At 65.0% G+C, this 18,561-nt stretch carries 16 protein-coding genes; 8 read left to right on the top strand and 8 right to left on the bottom strand.

Annotated features, from left to right (window positions below; translation table 11 throughout):
- Nucleotides 1-58: 58 nt before the first annotated feature.
- Nucleotides 59-622, bottom strand: a complete 564-nt coding sequence (locus AWB72_RS09540; RefSeq protein WP_040050066.1) for a M10 family metallopeptidase domain-containing protein — start codon at nt 620-622, stop codon at nt 59-61.
- 39 nt (nt 623-661) lie between these two features.
- Entirely contained in the window at nt 662-1,657 is a 996-nt protein-coding gene (locus AWB72_RS09535) for a hypothetical protein (protein WP_143754603.1), read from the bottom strand.
- A 315-nt stretch (nt 1,658-1,972) separates the two neighbouring features.
- Here AWB72_RS09535 and AWB72_RS09530 point away from each other — a divergent pair, with 315 nt between their 5' ends.
- A complete protein-coding gene (locus AWB72_RS09530) occupies nt 1,973-2,419 on the top strand; it encodes a transposase (protein WP_510183654.1) in 447 nt (148 codons plus the stop codon).
- A gap of 181 nt (nt 2,420-2,600) precedes the next feature.
- On the opposite strand, the gene AWB72_RS09525 is transcribed toward AWB72_RS09530, so the two are convergent.
- Both AWB72_RS09525 and AWB72_RS09520 read right to left on the bottom strand, forming a co-directional pair.
- Nucleotides 2,601-4,952 carry a type VI secretion system Vgr family protein gene (locus AWB72_RS09525; protein WP_040050068.1) on the bottom strand — a complete coding sequence of 784 codons (2,352 nt, stop codon included), beginning with the start codon at nt 4,950-4,952 and terminating at the stop codon, nt 2,601-2,603.
- 13 nt (nt 4,953-4,965) lie between these two features.
- Nucleotides 4,966-5,448, bottom strand: a complete 483-nt coding sequence (locus AWB72_RS09520) for an Hcp family type VI secretion system effector (protein WP_040050083.1) — start codon at nt 5,446-5,448, stop codon at nt 4,966-4,968.
- Between the two features lie 137 nt (nt 5,449-5,585).
- Between AWB72_RS09520 and AWB72_RS09515 the strand changes: the two genes are divergently transcribed.
- The 7 genes from AWB72_RS09515 (at nt 5,586) to AWB72_RS09485 (ending at nt 14,487) form a co-directional block, all read left to right on the top strand.
- On the top strand, nt 5,586-6,188 hold the full coding sequence (locus tag AWB72_RS09515) for a type VI secretion system tube protein Hcp (RefSeq protein ID WP_084592811.1): 603 nt from the start codon (nt 5,586-5,588) through the stop codon (nt 6,186-6,188).
- 14 nt (nt 6,189-6,202) lie between these two features.
- Entirely contained in the window at nt 6,203-6,697 is a 495-nt protein-coding gene (tssE, locus tag AWB72_RS09510; protein WP_040050069.1) for a type VI secretion system baseplate subunit TssE, read from the top strand.
- Between the two features lies 1 nt (nt 6,698).
- Nucleotides 6,699-8,582 carry a type VI secretion system baseplate subunit TssF gene (gene tssF, locus AWB72_RS09505; protein WP_040050070.1) on the top strand — a complete coding sequence of 628 codons (1,884 nt, stop codon included), beginning with the start codon at nt 6,699-6,701 and terminating at the stop codon, nt 8,580-8,582.
- Entirely contained in the window at nt 8,558-9,628 is a 1,071-nt protein-coding gene (gene tssG, locus AWB72_RS09500) for a type VI secretion system baseplate subunit TssG (protein WP_052449822.1), read from the top strand. Before tssF ends, tssG begins: the two co-directional genes overlap by 25 nt.
- Before the next feature lie 73 nt (nt 9,629-9,701).
- The gene (gene tssH / locus AWB72_RS09495) at nt 9,702-12,350 is read left to right on the top strand and encodes a type VI secretion system ATPase TssH (protein WP_040050071.1); all 2,649 of its coding nucleotides are present in this window, start codon (nt 9,702-9,704) and stop codon (nt 12,348-12,350) included.
- Between the two features lie 12 nt (nt 12,351-12,362).
- The gene (gene tagH / locus AWB72_RS09490; RefSeq protein ID WP_040050072.1) at nt 12,363-13,688 is read left to right on the top strand and encodes a type VI secretion system-associated FHA domain protein TagH; all 1,326 of its coding nucleotides are present in this window, start codon (nt 12,363-12,365) and stop codon (nt 13,686-13,688) included.
- 13 nt (nt 13,689-13,701) lie between these two features.
- Nucleotides 13,702-14,487 carry a PP2C family protein-serine/threonine phosphatase gene (locus AWB72_RS09485; protein ID WP_087128021.1) on the top strand — a complete coding sequence of 262 codons (786 nt, stop codon included), beginning with the start codon at nt 13,702-13,704 and terminating at the stop codon, nt 14,485-14,487.
- 31 nt (nt 14,488-14,518) lie between these two features.
- On the opposite strand, the gene tssC is transcribed toward AWB72_RS09485, so the two are convergent.
- From tssC to AWB72_RS09465, 4 genes are read right to left on the bottom strand one after another with little or no spacing between them, the layout of a single operon-like run.
- Complete coding sequence (tssC, locus tag AWB72_RS09480; protein WP_040050074.1) at nt 14,519-16,036, bottom strand: type VI secretion system contractile sheath large subunit; 1,518 nt, start codon at nt 16,034-16,036, stop codon at nt 14,519-14,521.
- 18 nt (nt 16,037-16,054) lie between these two features.
- Nucleotides 16,055-16,606, bottom strand: coding sequence for a type VI secretion system contractile sheath small subunit (tssB, locus tag AWB72_RS09475; RefSeq protein ID WP_040050075.1), 552 nt, complete (start codon nt 16,604-16,606; stop codon nt 16,055-16,057).
- Between the two features lie 60 nt (nt 16,607-16,666).
- Nucleotides 16,667-17,884 (bottom strand): TIGR02270 family protein, encoded by a 1,218-nt coding sequence (locus tag AWB72_RS09470; protein WP_040050076.1) that lies wholly within the window; start codon nt 17,882-17,884, stop codon nt 16,667-16,669.
- A 30-nt stretch (nt 17,885-17,914) separates the two neighbouring features.
- The gene (locus AWB72_RS09465; RefSeq protein ID WP_040050077.1) at nt 17,915-18,559 is read right to left on the bottom strand and encodes a hypothetical protein; all 645 of its coding nucleotides are present in this window, start codon (nt 18,557-18,559) and stop codon (nt 17,915-17,917) included.
- Between the last annotated feature and the right edge of the window lie 2 nt (nt 18,560-18,561).

Genomic DNA, 18,561 nt, shown 5'->3' with positions numbered 1-18,561 from the left:
GCCTCGTGAGTTTCGTCGGCAAGCAGTTTCTCCAACCTAAGCGTGACCGGGTGTCCGGTTATGCGGGGGCAAGTCCATACTCCGTGTTCACATGCAGCAGGCCCAACGCATGTCCGAACTCATGAATGCCGGTACTCTGAAGTTGACGGCGCGTCCCCCCGTAGTTCCAGATGCTTGCTTTGACCTCATCGGCTGTCCACTGGAAAGGCGAGTTGTAGTCGAACACCACGTCGGCCTCATCCCGGTGAGTGACCGTGCCAATAATTGGCAGCCAATAGCAAGTGTCCTGCCAGTGCGTAATAGCTGGCGACCCTTGAAGAACACTGCTATTCGTGCTGCCCCAGACCTCGTTCTCGCCATTCTTAACAGCGACGCCTCCCGTGTCGGTTACGAGCGTGAAATAGAACGGGCTCGGGTTCTGATTGACGAGAGTGACGGTCCGCTGCAATCCGTTGCGCCAGTATCCCGTGGGAAAACTGGTCGAACTGGCTCTCATGGTGACGCCATTGGTTCCCCACTTGATCGGAACGCCACGGCAGTAGTTGAGGTTGTACGCCATCGCGGACGATGCCGTAACCAGGCATGACAATGCTGCCCCAAACAGGGCAAGTTTCGTGTTCATGATGTCTATCCTTACGAAATTGCGAAGTTGGGTAGCGGGTTACTGCGAGGACTGCTTTCTTTCCGTAATCGTCGAATCGTCCTTCGGGAGAGCGAGGTCTTCCGCGACTCCGGCCGACGAACGCGCCGCAGCAGATCCCGACTGAGGAACCACTGGGGGAGCCGTGGGCTGCGGCTCTGGTGCAGGAATGCGCGCGTTCGGGTCCACGCTTCGGAAGTAGCTTTGCGCCTTTCCAGGGTTCGTGCGTACGGCTTGCACTGCGGCTACGAATGCGTCCACGGACATTGGCTGTATTGCGGCCTGTTGCTCTGCGCTTCTGCTCACGGACTGACCCGGCCCCTTCCCGGCGGAATCCGGGTTCCTATCGCCGCCGCTGCGGCTTTCCAGCTCGATCGTCTTTGGCGCCTGCGCCTGATAGCGGTTGCGCGCCTCTTCCAGCGTCAGCCCGCTCTTGCTGATGAGTCTCCGCGCCTCTGGGTTTTTCATGAGTTCATCGAACGCAGGCGCCGGATATTGGGTCTTGCCAAACGCGGATTCCGGTGCGCCGCCCGTCACAACCTTGTTGTTTCGCACGGCCTGCACGGGTACGCCAGTGCCATCGTAGATGGCGCCGTTGAGCACGCGGAAGCGTCCGTCGCCACAGTTCACCAGTGGGCAAGCAGCCGCCCCGTTTGTCTCAACGAACAGCACATCCTCATCTCCGACCTGAAAGACCGGAACGTTGGATAGCTGGTAGACATGCCCGCGACCATCCGGACCGCCGGCATAGCGCAGCGTCATAGTCGAGGGGCCGTCTCCGCGCACGGATCGCAGCACTTCGTAAGTCACGATAGTGTTCGGCAACGACGGCTGCCCCTGAGCACCGGCCTCGGACATACGGTACTCGACCTTACTAACGCGACTCTGCACCACCATTTGCGCCGCGTTGGCCAATTCACTGATGTCGGGGATAGGTGGCTGCGCGTAGACAAGGCTGCTGCCCGCGAGCGTGAGTGCGACCGCGGTCGCCGCGTGGACCCTACCTGCATTTGACATGGTTTCCTCCGGAAGGACGGTAATCTTGTTTCGAGGCTGAAGCAAAGTGGGGCAGTTGGCACCGGTCAATTCCCATCACCGCTCAGCAAGCGGGTGACGGACTAACCGGCTCACCAGTCTCGAAAGACGTACGAGTCGCCATTCGTCGGGAAACTTGCGCGATTTTGTCGCCGATGTAACGCGATGTAGCATGAAGCGTCGCACTGTCAGCACCTTGCGGCGCACGCTTTCATTGACTATTGCACAAGCCACAGCATCTTTCGATGATGTCCGAACAACAGCTGAAAGACCCCACAGCAACAAGACGGAGGAGTATTGAGCTTTTTGAAAGCCTCACGGAATATCGACGTAAACGGCGACCTCAAATTTCACAGTACGGACTTAGCGCGTGGGCCGGCCCCCGCAAGACCCGGACATGCGGTAACGGGCAAATTTCGAAGCAGTCTTCTGCTTATGTTTAACCCTGGTCACGACGTGGAACCTGAAGAAGTTCTGACCCAGCCGGAGCAGCGCCGCCGACGTTCTCTTGAAGAGAAACGCGCGATAGTGCGGAAGACTTTCGAGCCCGGTGCAACGGTTTCCGGCGTCGCTAGCCGGCATCGAGTAAATGCCAACCAGGTCTTCGGATGGCGCAAACTCTATCAGGACGGGAGCCTATCGGCGGTCAGTGCCGGCGAGCAGGCGGTGCCGGCATCGGAGCTGGCAGAAGCGATGCGCGCTCACCATTGCTGCCGGGGGACGACCGTTGAAGACGGTCTGTGAAGTCCTGGGTGTGTCGCGCTCGAATCGAGCATCGTCGAACGTCGGCAAGGCCGACAAGCACCCCTTGACCGTGTCGCGGATTCTCGATCCTACCCACCGCCCAAACGACGGCCGCCGGGCTCAGATGAGCCGCAGATTGGACACTGCCAAAACTAACCCAACAACCGCTCCGGCCTCCCCCTCAATTCTGCAGAATCTTCGCCCCTTTCATCACGATATCCCCATCCGCTTTCGCATTGATCTTCCCACTGGCATCGATCGAAATATCCTTGCCTTTAATGCGAATGGTCCCGTCTTTTTTCATCGTGATGCTCGCATCGCCGGTCACGAGCGTGATCGAATCCCCCGCGCTGATCGTGATCTTCTTCCCCACCGTCAACGCATCGTCCTCGGTCACCGAAGTCGTACGCCCCTTCTTCACCGTACTGGATTGCCCGCCGCTGATCGTCTCGCTCATGTCCTTGCCGACAGTGACCGTCTGCGCGCCCGTGACATCGAGCGTCTGATCGCCGCCCACGGTCGTCTTCTGATTGTGGTCCACCTTGACCGTCTGATCCGCGCCCACGCTCACCTTCTGATACGCGACGATCTTCACCGTCTGATATGCGCCAATCGCAATCTCCTGCGCCGCGCCCACCGTGATCGTCTCGTTGATGCCCACGAAATGCGTGCGCTGCAACAGCACGCTGGCCGTCTCCATCATCTTGACGAGAATGGTCCGGTTCCGGTCGATGGTAATCGTCTCGTTCCCTCCAACCGTCTCCGTGCGATTCTGAACAATCGCGATGGTCTCGTTCTGACCGACCTTCTCGTCGCGATTCGCCACGACTTCGATCTTCTCGTTGTTGCCCACGGTTTCGGTCCGGTCATGCTTCACGACCGTCGTTTCGTCATGGTCGATGTTCTTCTTGCGGTCACGTCCGACCCAGTGCGTCTCGTCGTTCTCTACTTCGATATCCTGATTTTTTTCCGCATGCAGCAGCACCTGCTCCGCGCCCTTCTTGTCCTCGAAGCGCAGCTCGTTGCAGTTCGCCGCGCTGCCGCCCTTGCTCGACCGGCTCTTGATGCCCGACTGCGTCATGTTCGCCGGCAACTCATACGGCGGCATCTGTTCGGCGTTATACACGCGGCCCGTGATAATCGGCCGGTCGGGATCGCCTTCCAGAAAATCGACGATCACCTCCTGTCCCATGCGCGGAATCGCGACTGCGCCGAAGCCCTTGCCCGCCCACGGCTGCGAGACGCGCATCCAGCACGAACTGTTCTCGTCGCGCTTGCCCTGCCGGTCCCAGAAGAACTGCACCTTCACGCGGCCATATTGATCCGTGTAGATCTCGTCGCCACCCGGCCCCACGACGACCGCCGTCTGCGGCCCCTGCACGAAGGGCTTGCGCGCGCTGCGGGCCGGCGCGAACGGCTGCTTCGCATCGATGGCGGAGAACCAGCATTCGCAACGATTCGACTGCGCGCCGTCGAAGGCTTCGTAATCGGCGATATCGATTTCATAACGCGTGCGCGTCACGAGATACTGCGCGTTCTGATCCGCGCGCGGATGCCGCGTCAGTTTCAAGAGCGCGCCGCAACGCACGCTGCGGCAATTGCTGCGCGCCTCGGCCTGTTGCCAGTTGATGTCGGGATCGTCGGGCACGCTGCCTTCCACGCGCCATTCGTCCGCACGCGACTTCGCGCGGCTTTCGCCGTGATCGGCTTCGACATAGCCGCCGGGGTAATCGAAATGCTCAAGCCCCGAGAACGCGTCGAAGCCTTCCATGTGCTTCACCGCCTGCTTCTGCAAGGGCCGCGACGGATGCTTGAAGTCGTAATCGGTGAGCAGCCAGTTGCGCGTTTCGATTGCATGCTGCATGCGCCATTCGCTCACGTATTCGGCATCGGGCGCAGCGGACATCACTGCGCCATAGGGCAGCGACTCGCAGCCCGCGACGCTTTCGTGCGCGGCGAGCGTATCGGTCAGAATCAGCGATTCCTTGCCGTCCTTGTCCTGAAACCAGTAGTAGATGCCTTCGTCTTCCAGCAGCCGGCTCACGAAGTTGAAGTCGGACTCGCGATACTGCACGCAATATTCGCGCGGCGGATGCTTGCGCGTGTTCGCCTTCCATTTGATCTCGCCGAATTCGAGTCCCTTGTAGACGGGATCGGCGAACACGGCCTTCACGATCTCTTCGACGGTCTTGTTCTGAAAGATGCGGCAGTTGCTGCGCCGGGAAAGCAGCCACAGCCACGGCCGCACCGTCGCTTCATAAACGTAAAGCCGTCCGCGCATGCCCGTTTGCCGAAAGCCCACGACATAGCCGCCGAACACGCGCGGCTTCGACTTCGGCACGCCGAGCGACACGCTCACGCGCTTGCCCAGAATGCGGCCGAAGTCGATATCCGCGCGCTTCGCAACGAGCGTCAACTCACAACGCGGCATGCGCCCGAGTTCCGCGCTCGCGCGCAGGCTCAGAAAGCGCACGTCGTCGCCCAGAGGCGTATCGACGCTCGCGAGCGGCTTCTGCGCGACGGCATCGTTCATGGCTTTCGGTCACTTAGCGCACTTCCGTGCTGCGCACGTCCCAGCCGAACTTCACCGCGCCGCCGAGCGCGCCCTTGTCGTCCTGCGGCTTGTATTCGAACTCGATATCCGCGAACGACAATTCCACCGTATTTTCCGGATAGCCGCGTTCGTCGCACTTCATATCGACCTTCGAGACCGTCACCTGCTTCATCGTGACGGTCAGGAATTCCTTCTGGCCGTCGCCGGACTTGCTCATCGTGAACTTCACGCTCGCAATGTGCTTTCCCGTGGCGCAACTCTTCTGGATGGTCGGCGCGGCCTTGTCGTAGAGATGCTTGAACATGAACGCGCCCGGCGTCGCCTTGCCGATGCCGCTGCCGCCGCCCGTCGTCGGATTGCTCGCATTCGAGACCTGCCACTCGAAGCCCTGTACCTCGATCTGCCCTTCGGCCCCCTTGTGCTTGCTCTCGCCTTCGATTCCGTCAATCTTCACATAGCAGTCGATCGTACTCATGCGGTCCTCCGTCGTGGTCCAGCGCATCAACGCGCGCAATCCATCCGTTAAACGAAACACGCACCGCGCTTTTGAACTTCAAAATCACGCGACGCGCGCCGTCTTATCTTCGGAACCTCGTCACCCGGATGAGCACGATGCCAAGCAACGACCCGCGCGAATCGCCGCGCTTCGACATGAGCCTCACGCTCGACGCGTTGCGCCAGTTCGATCTCCTCGCCATCACGGCATCCGACGACATGTTTCTGCAGGTCGTGCCGAAGCGCAGCAACACGCCGGTCAAGGGCGAAGCGAAGAAGCGCGCCGACTGGGACACGCCCATGCAGATTCACGGCTGGCGCTGGGCGCAAGGCTACGACGCCGCGCCGCACGCAGCCGCGCTCAACGCGAACGACATGCGCGTGACGACGCTCGGCGTCATCAAGTCGGTGGATTCGGCGTCGCCCGTTCTGGCCAAGCTGTGCGCGCAGGCTGAACTGCTCGCGCTCGCGCATATCCGCTGCTTCAAGGCGGCGGGCGCGGACAACGGCGTGCAGATCGAATATCTGTCGATGAAGCTGGAGCAGGCGTATATCCGCAACTATCACATCTACACGAGCGCGCGCCTGTCGCGCCCGTGCGAAGTGTTCGAGTTCTCGGCGCAGCAGTTGACGATGACGTGCGCGCCGCAAACCGAAACCGGCAGCCGCGGCGCGGAAGTGACGTTCGCGCTGGACGTATCGACACGGCGCATCACCTGACGCCACATGCGAAGATGGAAACCGACCGCCTGCAGCCGTCGCTCCTCGACCGCCTGATCGACGACGATCCCGCCGCACTCGCCGATGCCGCCAGCGAGCGCTTCATGACGCATCGCAGCTTGCGGGCCGCCGTGCTGCGCGACGTCTCGTGGCTCTTCAACACGACCAATCTCGGCGGCGCGATCGCCGAAGAGCGCTATCCGCATGCGTTCGCTTCGGTGCTGAACTACGGCTTGCCGTGCCTGTCGGGGCGCTTCGCATCGACCATCGACACCGTGCTGCTCGAACAGGCCATCCGTCAGGCGATCGAACGCTTCGAGCCGCGCATCGATCCATCGACGCTCGATATCGAACCCGTGCTCGACCGGTCCGTGCTCGACATGCACAACCAGATCGCGCTTGTGATACGCGGCCTGTTGTGGGCGCAGCCGGTGCCGCTCGAATTCGCGCTGCGCACGCAGATCGATCTCGAGGAAGGCGGCATCACCGTCATGGAACTGCCGCGCTGACATGGACCCGCGCCTGCTGCGTCACTACAACACCGAGCTTGCGCATCTGCGCGAGATGGGCGCGGAGTTCGCGCAGCAGTTCCCGAAGATCGCGGCGCGGCTCGGCATGAACGGCATCGACGTGGCCGATCCCTATGTCGAACGCCTGCTCGAAGGCACGGCGTTTCTCGCGGCGCGCGTGCAGTTGAAGATCGAAGAGGAATTCCCGCGCTTCACGCAGCAGCTCACGCATGTGGTGCTGCCGCAAGCCGCCTGTCCGACGCCTTCGATGCTCATCGCGCGCCTGTCGCCCGATCTCGCGAGCCCGAATCTCGCCGAAGGATTCGTCGTGCCGCGCGGCGCGGCGCTGATCGCTGCGATGCCGTCGCCGCACACGACATCCTGCGAGTTTCGCACCGCCGCCGATCTCGCGCTGTGGCCCATCGAGCTGACCGAAGCGCGTTATATCGCGCAGTTGCAGGACTTGCCGCTCACGTCGTTGCGCGAAACGCAGGCGCTCGCGCCACGCGTGAAGGGCGCGCTGCGCATCCGGCTTTCGGCGGCGGAAGGCGTGTCGTTCGATGCGCTGAGTCTGAACGCGCTCAGCCTCTACTTCGCAGGCGGCGACGAAACGGCGTATCGGCTGTACGAAGCGGCGATGGCCGGCACGCTCGCGATCGTCGTATCGACGCCCGAGCGGCCGAGCCGCGCGCTCGCCGTTCTTCCCGCCGATGCCCTCGCGCCCGCCGGTTTCAGCGACGCCGAAGCGCTCCTGCCCGTCACGCCCAACGCGTTCCAGGGCTATCGCCTGCTGCACGAATATTTCGCGTTGCCCGAGCGCTTCCGCTTCGCCCGCATCGACGGTCTCGCGAGCGTGTTGCCGTCGTTCGCCGCACGCGAGATCGAGCTGACGTTCCTGCTCGCCACCGCCGATGCCGCGCTGGAACGCATCGTCACGAAAGACAACGTGCTGCTCGACTGCGTGCCCGCTATCAACCTCTTCGCGAAGCAGGCCGACCGCGCGCTCGTGACCGAAGCCGCCGCGCGCTTTCATGTGGTGCCGGACCGCACGCATCCGCTCGACTTCGAAGTGCATTCGGTCACCGGCGTGTCCGGCTACGGCGCGAGCGACGACACCGAGCAGACGTTTCATCCGTTCTACGGCGACTTCCTCGCGGACCGCCCCGGCGACGCCGCGTACTTCACGACCGAGCGCGAGCCGCGCATCGTGCCGGCGGCGCGGCAGAAGAGCGGCGCGCGCACCGAGTACGTCGGCAGCGAGACGTACGTGTCCATCGTCGATCCGAACGCCGCGCCGTATCGCGGATCGCTGCGGCAGCTTTCGTTCGCGACGCTCTGCACGAATCGCGATCTGCCGCTTTCGATGCCGCGCGGCGGCGCGGGCGGCGGCTTCTCGCTCGACATTGCCGCGCCCGTTGCCGCCGTGCGATGCGTGAGCGGCCCGTCGCGGCCCGCGCCCGCGAATCTGGACGCCGCGCGAAGCTGGCGTCTGATCGATCAACTGTCGCTGCACTATCTGTCGATCGGCCACGGCACGCGCGAGGCCGCCGCCGCATTGCGCGCGCTGCTCGCGCTGCACGTGCCGGACGCCGATCAGGCGGGCCGCGCGCAGGTGGCGGGCGTCGTTTCCGTCGATGCGAAGCCCGTCGTGCGCCGCCTGCCGATGCCCGGTCCCATTGCGTTCGGGCGCGGCCTGACCATCGAAGTAACAGTCGACGATCTCGCGTTTCAGGGCGGCAGCGCGTGGCTCTTCGGCTGCGTGCTCGACCGCTTCTTTGCGCGCTACGTGTCGATCAATTCCTTTGTGCAGACGGCGCTGCGCACGAGCGCGCGCGGCGAAATTCTTCGGCTGCCTCCGCGATGCGGCACGAGAGCCATCTTCTGAGCGAGGCGGCGCGCGAGGAGCCGCCGGGCGACTTGCTCGATTTATTCGATGCCGTCGCCGCCGCGCCGCATCGTCACGATTTTTATCGCGTGATGCGGCACATCGACGCCGCGACGCCGCACTTGCCGCGCCTGGGCTGCGGCGCGCGTCCCGCCGACGAGCCCGTGCGCCTCGCGCAGGACGTGTCGCTCGCATTCGCGCCCGCGCCGCTCGCGCGTCTGGAGCACGAACACGGCGCGCACGCGCCGCGTCTGGAACAGCGCTTCTTCGGCTACCTCGGCCCGAACGGTCCGCTGCCGCTGCATCTGACGGACTTCATCCGCGAGCGCGCGCTGCATCACGGCGACAAGGCGTTCGCGCGCCTGCTCGATGCGCTGCTGCATCGCTTCCTGCTGCTGTTTTATCGCGCGTGGGCGCAGGGGCGGCCCGTGAACGCGCTGGACCGGCCGGGCGGCGACCGGTTCGCGTTCTACGTCGGCGCGCTGACCGGTTTCGCCGATGAAGCGAGCCGTCATCGCGATGCCGTCTCGGATCACGCGAAGCTGCATTTCGCGGGCCTCCGGAACATGCAGACGCGCCCCGCCGATGCGCTCGAAGCCATCGCGAGCGCGTTGCTGCGTGTGCCGGTGCGTGTCGAGCCGTATCGCGGGCACTGGATGAGCCTGCATCCCGACGAACGTACCGCGCTGCGGCCTCGCGCGGCGCCGCTCGGGCGCGGGGCCGTGCTTGGGCGCGCCGTGTGGGATCGACAGCACGCGATTCGCCTCGTGATCGGGCCGCTGTCACTCGCGCAGTTCGAATCGCTCTTGCCGGGCGGCGCCGCGCTGCCGACGCTCATCGCGGTCGTTCGTCAGCATCTGAACGACGAACTTGCGTGGGACGCGCAACTCGTGCTCGCCGCCGACGAGGTTCCGACCGCGCAGCCCGGCCGCTATGGGCGGCTCGGCTATTCGGCGTGGCTCGGTCTGCGCGAACGACACGCCGATTGCGCCGATCTCGCGCTGGACGCCGAACGCGCGATGGCGCATCGCGCGAAAGCGCCTTGAAAATCGCCGACGCCGCGCCGTCTTATCGGATGAGGCGCGTGTGGCAAGCGCGCATCCACGAAGGAGTCGGACGATGGCGGAAATCAGTCGCGTCGCGCTGTTCGGCAAGCTGAACAAGCTCGGCTACAAGACCGTCGAAGGCGCGCGGGTTTATTGCAAGATGCGCGGCAACCCGTATGTCGAGCTTGCGCACTGGATCACGCAGATCATCGAGACGCCGAACTCGGACTGGCAGCGGATCGCCGCGCATTACGGCATCGACGCCGCCGTGCTTTCGCGCGAGATGACCGCGACGCTCGACCGCCTGCCGCGCGGCGCGACCTCCATTTCCGATATCTCCGAGCACGTCACCGACGCCATCGAGCGCGGCTGGGTCTACGGCACGCTGCTCTTCGGCGCGACGAAAGTCCGCACGGGGCATCTGCTCGTCGGCATGCTGAAGACACAGCGCCTGCGCAGCGTGCTGTTCGGCATGTCGCGGCAGTTCGAGCGCATCAAGCCCGACGATCTTTCCGATAACTTCGCGCGCATCGTCGCCGGTTCGGTCGAGGATCGTGAAGAGGAGCCGCACGCGCCCGCATCCGCGCCCGAAAGCGACGCGACGCAAGGCGGCGACGCCCGCCAGGAAGCGCTGCGCAAATACACGACCGATCTCACCGAGAAAGCGCGCCGCAGCATGCTCGATCCCGTCACGGGCCGCGACGATGAAATCCGCCAGCTCGTCGATATCCTCATGCGGCGGCGGCAAAACAATCCACTGCTCACGGGCGAAGCCGGCGTCGGCAAGACGGCGGTCGTCGAAGGCTTCGCGCAACGGCTCGTGCGCGGCGACGTGCCGCCGCCCTTGCGCGAAGTCGCGCTGCTGTCGCTCGATCTCGGGCTGCTGCAGGCCGGCGCCAGCATGAAAGGCGAGTTCGAGCAGCGTCTGCGCCAGGTCGTCGAGGAAGTGCAGGCAAGCCCGAAGCCGGTCATTCTTTTCATCGACGAAGTGCATACGCTCGTCGGCGCGGGCGGCGCGGCGGGCACGGGCGACGCGGCCAATCTGCTGAAGCCCGCGCTCGCGCGCGGCGACTTGCGCACCATCGGCGCGACGACGTGGGCCGAGTACAAGAAGCACATCGAGAAAGATCCCGCGCTCACGCGGCGCTTTCAGGTCGTGCAGGTTCACGAACCCGGGGAGGACAAGGCCGTGCGGATGCTGCGCGGCGTGGCGGCGGTGCTCGAAGGGCATCATCGCGTGCAGTTGCTCGACGAGGCGATCGAGGCGGCGGTGCGGCTGTCGCATCGCTATATTCCGGCGCGGCAGTTGCCGGACAAGGCCGTATCGCTCGTGGACACCGCGTGCGCGCGCGTCGCCGTCAGCCAGCACGCGACACCGCCGCAAGTGGACGATTGCCGCCGCCGCATCGAGGCGCTCGAAGTGGAAGCGCAGATCGTGGAGCGCGAGGCGAACGCGGGCGTCGATACCGGCACGCGCGCCGCCGATGTCGCCGCGATGCTCGCCCGCGAACGCGACGCCTTGGGCGGGCTGGAGCTGCGCTGGAACGAGGAGAAGCGCGTCGTCGATGAGCTGCTGTCGCTGCGCGCGGCGCTGCGCGAAGCAGGCAAGGCCGTGGATGCGCCATCCGATTCCCGCGACGCGCTGCTTTCCAAACTCGCCGCACTGAAAGCGCGACTCGCCGAGCTTCAGGGCGATGCCCCGCTCATCCTGCCGAGCGTCGATGCGGGCGTGATCGCCGGCGTGGTCGCGGACTGGACCGGCATTCCCGTCGGCAAGATGCTGAAGAACGAACTGGCCGCCGTGCTCAATCTCGCCGATGCACTGGACCGGCGCGTGATCGGCCAGCGTCACGCGCTCGACATGATCGCGAAGCGCATCCAGACATCGCGCGCGCGGCTCGACAATCCGGACAAGCCGGTCGGCGTGTTCCTGCTCGCGGGAACGTCGGGCGTCGGCAAGACGGAAACCGCGCTCGCGCTCGCGGAAACGCTCTATGGCGGCGAGCAGAACGTCATCACCATCAACATGAGCGAGTTCCAGGAAGCGCATACCGTATCGACGCTCAAGGGCGCGCCGCCCGGTTACGTGGGCTACGGCGAGGGCGGCGTGCTGACCGAGGCGGTGCGCCGCCGGCCGTACAGCGTCGTGTTGCTCGACGAAGTGGAGAAGGCGCATCCGGACGTGCACGAAATCTTCTTCCAGGTCTTCGACAAGGGCTGGATGGAAGACGGCGAAGGCCGCGCGATCGACTTCAGGAACACGATCATCCTGCTCACGTCGAATGTCGGCTCGGACGTGATCATGTCGATGTGCCGCGATCCTGCGAATCTCCCCGCGCCCGAGACGCTCGCGCGCGCGTTGCGCCCGCCGCTGCTCGACGTGTTTCCCGCCGCGCTGCTCGGGCGGCTCGTCGCCGTGCCCTACTACCCGCTCTCCGACGCGATGATGGCCGACATCGTGCGCCTGCAACTGGGGCGCATTCGCCGCCGCGTCGCGGACAATCACGGCATTCCGTTCGATTACGACGATGACGCCGTGCGGCTCGTCGTCTCTCGATGCACGGAAGCCGAATCGGGCGGGCGCGTGATCGATGCGCTGCTCACCAACACCGTGCTGCCGCGCATTTCGATGGAGTATCTGACGCGTCTCACGGAAGGCCGCGCGCTCGCGCACATCCGTCTTTCCGCGAGCGCGGACGACTTCGTCTACGCGTTCGAATGAATCGGCGGAACCATGCTCACGCTCACGGTGACGCTCCATAACGGCCAGCCGCCGCGCGTGCCGCTCGCGGCGACCTTCGATACCGAAGGCGGCACCGTCGGCCGCGCGGTCACGAACCGCCTCGTGCTCGACGACGCCGAGCGCACCGTGTCGCGCCTGCACGTGCAGATCGTGTGGCGCGACGGGCGCTACCGGCTCATCGACCGCGGCAGCAATCCGGCGCTCGTGAACGGCGCCCCGCTCGATCCGGGACAGGACGTGCCGCTCAAGCACGGCGACGAAGTGCAGATCGGCGGGTATCAGTTGCGCGCGGAGGTATCGGGCGAGGACGACACGGTGAGCGGCGGCGCCCCTTCCGACGATCCTTTCGCCGGTCTCTTCGACGCCGCGCCTGACGCCGACGTGCTTCGCGCGCAGCCCGCGCCTTTGCCGCAAGCCAGCGGCAAGTTCAACTTTTCGTTCGACGATCCCGCGTCGAAGCGTTCCATCGACGAACTGTTCGATCTGAAGCCGCTTACCGATCCGCTCGTCGATCCGCTCATCGATCCCGTCTCGCTGCCGAATACCGCGCACGACGCCGATCCGTTCGCCAGCCTGACGGGCGCGGCGCGGCGCATCGATCCGCCCGCGACGCAATCCGATGCAGGTTCCGAACTGCACAGCGCGTTCACGCCGCCCCGCGCCCGTACGACACCGACACCGCCGCCACCGCCGCCCCCGACGCCCGCGCCCGCCGACCATCGCGCGCTCGTCGATGCCTTCCTGCGCGGCCTCGGTGCGCCCGGCGTGCGCATCGACGCGCTCTCGCCCGCGCTGATGCAGCTCGTCGGCGAACTGCTGCGCGAAGCGACGCGCGGCACGCTCGAACTGCTCGCCGCGCGCGCCGCGACGAAGCGCGAAATGCGCACCGGCGCGACGATGATCGCGGTATCGGACAACAATCCGCTCAAGTTCTCGCCGAACGTGGAAGCGGCGCTCGCGCATCTGCTCAATCCGCCGATGCGCGGCTTCATGCCACCCGCCGCCGCGCTCGACGACGCCTACGCCGACCTGCGCGCGCATCAGGTCGGCATGGTCGCGGGCATGCGCGCGGCGCTCGACGGCGTGTTTGAACGCTTCGAGCCGGCGCGCATCGAGGCGCGCATGTCAGGGCGTTCGATGCTCGACGGCCTGCTGCCCGGCCTCACCCGCCGCGCGCGCTGCTGGGACCTGTTCATCGAGATGTACGGCCAGCTTTCGCGCGAGGCCACCGAGGATTTCCATACGCTCTTCGGCCGCGCGTTCGTCGCGGCGTACGAAGCGCAGATCGACGAATTGCAACGGCGCGGCCGCCGATAACCCGAGACACGACATGCAACTGCAAACCGCGAGCGTGAGCGATGTAGGCGGCCGGTCGCGCAACGAGGACGCCTACGGCGAGTGGCGGCACGGCGCGCTTTTCGCGAGCGTCGTCGCGGACGGCGCGGGCGGTCACGGCGGCGGCGATGCGGCCTCGCGCATCGCGGTCGAAACCGTGCTCGCGGAACTCACGCGCGTGGCGGCGACGGGCATCGCGCTTACCGGGCTCAATCTGTTGCGCGTGCTTTTGCGCGCCAACGACGCGATCATCGACGCGCAAGAGCACAATCGCGAACTCGCGCAGATGCGTTCGACGGCGGTGCTGCTCGGCATCGATCAGGCGGCGGGCATCGCGGCGTGGGCGCATTGCGGCGACACGCGGCTCTATTGTTTCCGGCGCGGCGCGACCGTCGTGCAGACGCAGGATCACAGCCTCGTGCAGAGCATGATCGACGCGAACCTGCTCGATACGCGCGACGTGCGCGGCCATCCGCGCCGCAACGTGCTGTTCTCGGCGCTCGGCACGGCGGATGATTTGTCGATCGCGGCGTCGGAGGAGCCGTTCAGCATCATCGAAGGCGATGCCTTCCTGCTGTGTACCGATGGCTTCTGGGAATATCTCGACGAATCCGTGATGATCGATGCGATCGGCCGCGCCGCGACGCCCGCCGCGTGGCTCGATCTGATGGTGGCGCATTTGCGCGAGGCAGCGCGCCCGAATCAGGACAACTTCACGGCGAGCGCGGTGTGGATCGGCGATGCGTCGCAGACCACCGTCATGCTGATGCCCGCGACGTGATGTATCGCGGGCATCGTGACATCGAAAAAAATCAGGCCGCCTGCTTCGCCGACGGCAGCCGCGACACCAGCCGCAACGAGACCGTCAGCCCTTCGAGCTGATAATGCGGGCGCAGATAGAACGTCGATGTGTAATAGCCCGGCGCGCCCGCCACTTCCTGCACCTTCACTTCGGCGGCGGCGAGCGGCTTCTGCGCCTTCGTGTGCTCGGACGAATTGGCGGGATCGCCGTCCACGTATTGCGTGATCCACTTGTTGAGCCAGCCTTCCATGTCGGCGCGCTCCTTGAACGTGCCGATCTTGTCGCGCACGATGCACTTCAGATAATGCGCGAAGCGGTTGCACGCGAAGAGATACGGCAGGCGCGCGGCGAGCGCGGCATTCGCGGTGGCGTCGGGGTCTTCGTATTCGAACGGCTTTTGCAGCGACTGCGCGCCGATGAACGCCGCGAAATCCGAGTTCTTGCGATGAATGAGCGGCATGAAGCCGTTCTTCGCCAACTCCGCTTCGCGCCGGTCCGAAATGGCGATCTCGGTCGGGCATTTCATGTCGACGCCGCCGTCGTCGGTCGGGAAACTGTGCACGGGCAAGCCTTCCACCGCGCCGCCCGATTCCACGCCGCGAATGCGCGAGCACCAGCTATACAGCTTGAACGAGCGGTTGATATTCACGGCCATCGCGTAGGCGGAATTGGCCCACGTATAGCGCGTGTGATCGGCGGAACCGGTGTCTTCCTCGAAGTCGAATTCATCGACGGGTTCGGTGCGCGCGCCATATGGCACGCGCGCGAGAAAGCGCGGCATCGCAAGGCCGATGTAGCGCGAATCTTCGGACGCACGCAGCGAACGCCAACTGGCATATTCAGGCGTTCCGAATATCTTGGTGAGATCGCGTGGATTGGCGAGTTCCTGCCACGAATCCATTTGCAAGAGGCTCGGGTCGGCAGCGGCGATGAACGGTGCGTGCGCCGACGCCGCGATCTTCGATACTTCGCCGAGCAGTTCGACATCGGGCGGTGTCTGGTTGAAGTAGTAATCGCCGATGAGCGCGCCGAACGGCTCGCCGCCGAGCTGCCCGTATTCGTGCTCGTAGATCTGCTTGAAGAGCGGGCTCTGATCCCACGCGACGCCCTTGAAGCGCTTGAGCGTCTTGCCGAGATCCTTCTTCGAGATGTTCATCACGCGAATCTTGAGCATCTCGTCGGTTTCGGTGTTGTTGATGAGGTAGTGCAGCCCGCGCCACGAACCTTCGAGTTTCTGGAAGTCGGGATGATGCATCACCTCGTTGACCTGCGCGGTGAGGCGCGCGTCGATTTCGGCGATCATCGCCTGAATGGAGCGGATGGCATCGCCGGAAACGATCTGCGTCTGTGCGAGCGCCTGCTGCGCGAGCGTCTGCACGGCCGTCTGCACGGCGCTCTTGGCTTCGTCGCTTTTCGGACGGAACTCGCGATTCAGGAGCGCGGCGAGGTCGTCGCCTTCGAGCGTCGCGCCCTGCAGCGCGGACGACGCTTCGGCTGACGGCGCGGCGGATTGCGGAATGTCGGACATGTCGGTTCCTTTCAGGGCTCATTCGGCGGCGGCCGTGGCGGCGCCATCGGTCGCGGCGGAAGCGGCAGGCGTCGCAGCGGCGGGTGGCGTGGCCTTGGCGAGCGTGGCGAGCAGCGCGGGATCGTCGAGCACGCGCGCGATGAGTTCTTCCGCGCCGTTCTTGCCGTCCATGAAGATGACGAGATTGGCGAGCTGCGTGCGCGCTTCGAGCAGCTTGGCGAGCGCATCGACCTTGCGCGCGACGTTGGCGGGCGAGAAGTCGTCCATGTTCTCGAACGTGATGTCGACGCTGAGATTGCCTTCGCCGGTGAGCCTGTTCGGCACCTGGAACGCGACGCGCGGATGCATCGCCTTCATGCGGCTGTCGAAGTTGTCGATGTCGATCTCCTGGAACTTGCGCTGATCGACGGGCGGCAGCGCCTCGGCGGGCTTGCCGGAGAGATCGGCCATCACGCCCATGACGAACGGAAGCTGAATTTTCTTCTCGCTGCCGTAGGTTTCGACGTCGTATTCGATCTGCACGCGCGGCGCGCGATTGCGGCCGATGAACTTCTGACTGCTGGTTGCCATGACGACTCCTTCGCGTGAGCATGAGGTCACGCTTTCAAGACGAACGAGCGGCGCGCGGATTTAAAGCGCGGCGAGCTTGCGTTGCTGGCGCCATGCGGGCGCGGCGCAGTTGAAGAGCACCGAGCCGGGTTCGAGCAAGCAGAGATGGCGCGCGGCGGCCATGCGCTGACGTTGATAGCCGTCCTTGAGGATGCCGATGCAATGCGCTTTCGATGGCGGCGCGCCGCACAGATGGCGCCTGCCGCTTTCGAAGCGCGGTGCGTTGGCTTGCCACCACTGCGCGATCTTTTCGGCGTCGGGCCACGGCGCGCCGTCGTCTTCGTCCATCGCGATATCGGGATCGTCCGGGTCGTCGTTGGGGCCTGCGGGCAGACGCTCGGGCGGCTTACGTTCCAGATCGAGCCAGGCGAGGTCCGCGCCCGTGATGAAGCTGAAGCTCTCCCCGGCGATGCGCGCGAACACGTCGTCCGGCATGAGATCGATGAGCCAGGGGATGTAGCGCGGATCGCCGGCATGTGCGATCGCCCGGATCAGCAGGCGCTTGCTGTTCGGCTTCGCGGCGAGGGTTTCGAGCAGCGCGCGGGCATCGGCTGGCGGCAATGCGCTGGCGGCGTCGATGGGCGCAGCCTCGCGCAGAACATCGAGCGATGCGGCGCGGTCGCCGAGCAGCAGCGCGGATTGCGCGGCGTGGAAGCGGCAGGCGGAGTTGTCATCGTCGAGCTGAGCGATGCAGGCGGCGAGCAGATCGATGCGGCCTATTTCCCCCGCGCATTGCAGGGCGCGGGCGCGCACGGCTGTGTTTTCCGAAGCGATTAACGTGTCGAGCGCGCGCTTCGGATCCACGCGATGCTGCGCGCAGGCGGCAAGACCGGCGAGTTGCGCAGGCGGATCGTCGCTGGCGAGCAAAGCGCCGACGGTTTCCTGCAGGCGGCTCGCGGACACCCAGCCGAACGCGGAATGCAGGCCGGATCGCGCGGCGGGCACGGCTTCGCTCAACGCGATGAGTTGTAAGAGCGTCTTGTCAGCATGCGTTTCGATGCAGCCGACGGCGGCGGTGAAGAGTTCGCCCCGGCCGGTGCGATCGAGCGCTTGCATCGACATCTGCGCGCCGACGCGACCCGCCACCGCGATGCCGTCGAGGTGCGCGGCGATGCGATCGTCGAGGCGGGCGAGGTGCTTCAGTTTGACGTGGGGCGCGCGCACGAGCGACGAGCGCGTCGTGCGGAGGCACGCGGCGTCTTCGATGTGTTGGTGGAGGATGGGGAGGACGGTGGGCACGCTCTTCTCCCGGTCGCGCGCGCAGACGGGTCAAAAATTCTCGATCGGAGCGGCGAGGATTTCATCGAGCAACGCCCAAACGTCATCGATCTGCTCGACGCTATCGTCTTCCGGCTGGACGAAATAGGCTGGACATTGCGGCTCCGAGATACTGAAGCCGAGCATCTCGCTGCCGTCCATCAGAATCTTGACGAGCGTTTCTTCGCCCGACTCGGGGTCTTGGAGCGTTTCCCATTCATCGCTCGGCATCGGGCCGGCATCTCCGCTCGCGAAGTGAGTCAGTCCGTCGTGAAGCGCGTATAGCGGCGACAGATCGACCGGAAATTTCCGGGCAATGTCGGGCAGCGCGTCGACCGGCGGATAGCCGCGTCGAGCGGTCAGGATGGTTCCCGTATCGAATACATAGACCAGCGACAACGGTGTCTTGTTTGTGCGCAGCAGCGCGAGCGCGACGGCTTTCTTCGAAAAGGCAGCGCGCGTTCGCGGCATGACGGCGGCCAGACCCGACCACAATTCGAGAACGCAGGACTCGACGTCCGGCGATTGCGTCAGGGCCGCATGCCACGCTGCGGGAACGTTCAGCGCCGCGAGTTTTGCGGCATCGGCGGGAAGCTCGATCCATTCGACATCGCCTTCCCATTCCACGAATTCGGTCAACTCATCGAAGTCGTTCACGT

The sequence above is a fragment of the Caballeronia concitans genome (assembly GCF_001544615.1).
Taxonomy (GTDB): Bacteria; Pseudomonadota; Gammaproteobacteria; order Burkholderiales; family Burkholderiaceae; genus Caballeronia; species Caballeronia concitans.
The sequence above is the reverse complement of the archived record's forward strand: the minus strand, read 5'-3'. Positions and strand labels throughout refer to the sequence as shown.

Coding starts and splice junctions, on each gene's coding strand:
- AWB72_RS09535 (WP_143754603.1), bottom strand. CDS start 1,657: ATGTCAAATGCAGGTAGGGTCCACGCGGCGACCGCGGTCGCACTCACG.
- tagH (WP_040050072.1), top strand. CDS start 12,363: ATGCTCACGCTCACGGTGACGCTCCATAACGGCCAGCCGCCGCGCGTG.
- tssC (WP_040050074.1), bottom strand. CDS start 16,036: ATGTCCGACATTCCGCAATCCGCCGCGCCGTCAGCCGAAGCGTCGTCC.
- AWB72_RS09485 (WP_087128021.1), top strand. CDS start 13,702: ATGCAACTGCAAACCGCGAGCGTGAGCGATGTAGGCGGCCGGTCGCGC.
- tssB (WP_040050075.1), bottom strand. CDS start 16,606: ATGGCAACCAGCAGTCAGAAGTTCATCGGCCGCAATCGCGCGCCGCGC.
- AWB72_RS09515 (WP_084592811.1), top strand. CDS start 5,586: ATGCCAAGCAACGACCCGCGCGAATCGCCGCGCTTCGACATGAGCCTC.
- tssF (WP_040050070.1), top strand. CDS start 6,699: ATGGACCCGCGCCTGCTGCGTCACTACAACACCGAGCTTGCGCATCTG.
- tssE (WP_040050069.1), top strand. CDS start 6,203: ATGGAAACCGACCGCCTGCAGCCGTCGCTCCTCGACCGCCTGATCGAC.
- AWB72_RS09540 (WP_040050066.1), bottom strand. CDS start 622: ATGAACACGAAACTTGCCCTGTTTGGGGCAGCATTGTCATGCCTGGTT.
- AWB72_RS09525 (WP_040050068.1), bottom strand. CDS start 4,952: ATGAACGATGCCGTCGCGCAGAAGCCGCTCGCGAGCGTCGATACGCCT.
- AWB72_RS09520 (WP_040050083.1), bottom strand. CDS start 5,448: ATGAGTACGATCGACTGCTATGTGAAGATTGACGGAATCGAAGGCGAG.
- tssH (WP_040050071.1), top strand. CDS start 9,702: ATGGCGGAAATCAGTCGCGTCGCGCTGTTCGGCAAGCTGAACAAGCTC.
- tssG (WP_052449822.1), top strand. CDS start 8,558: ATGCGGCACGAGAGCCATCTTCTGAGCGAGGCGGCGCGCGAGGAGCCG.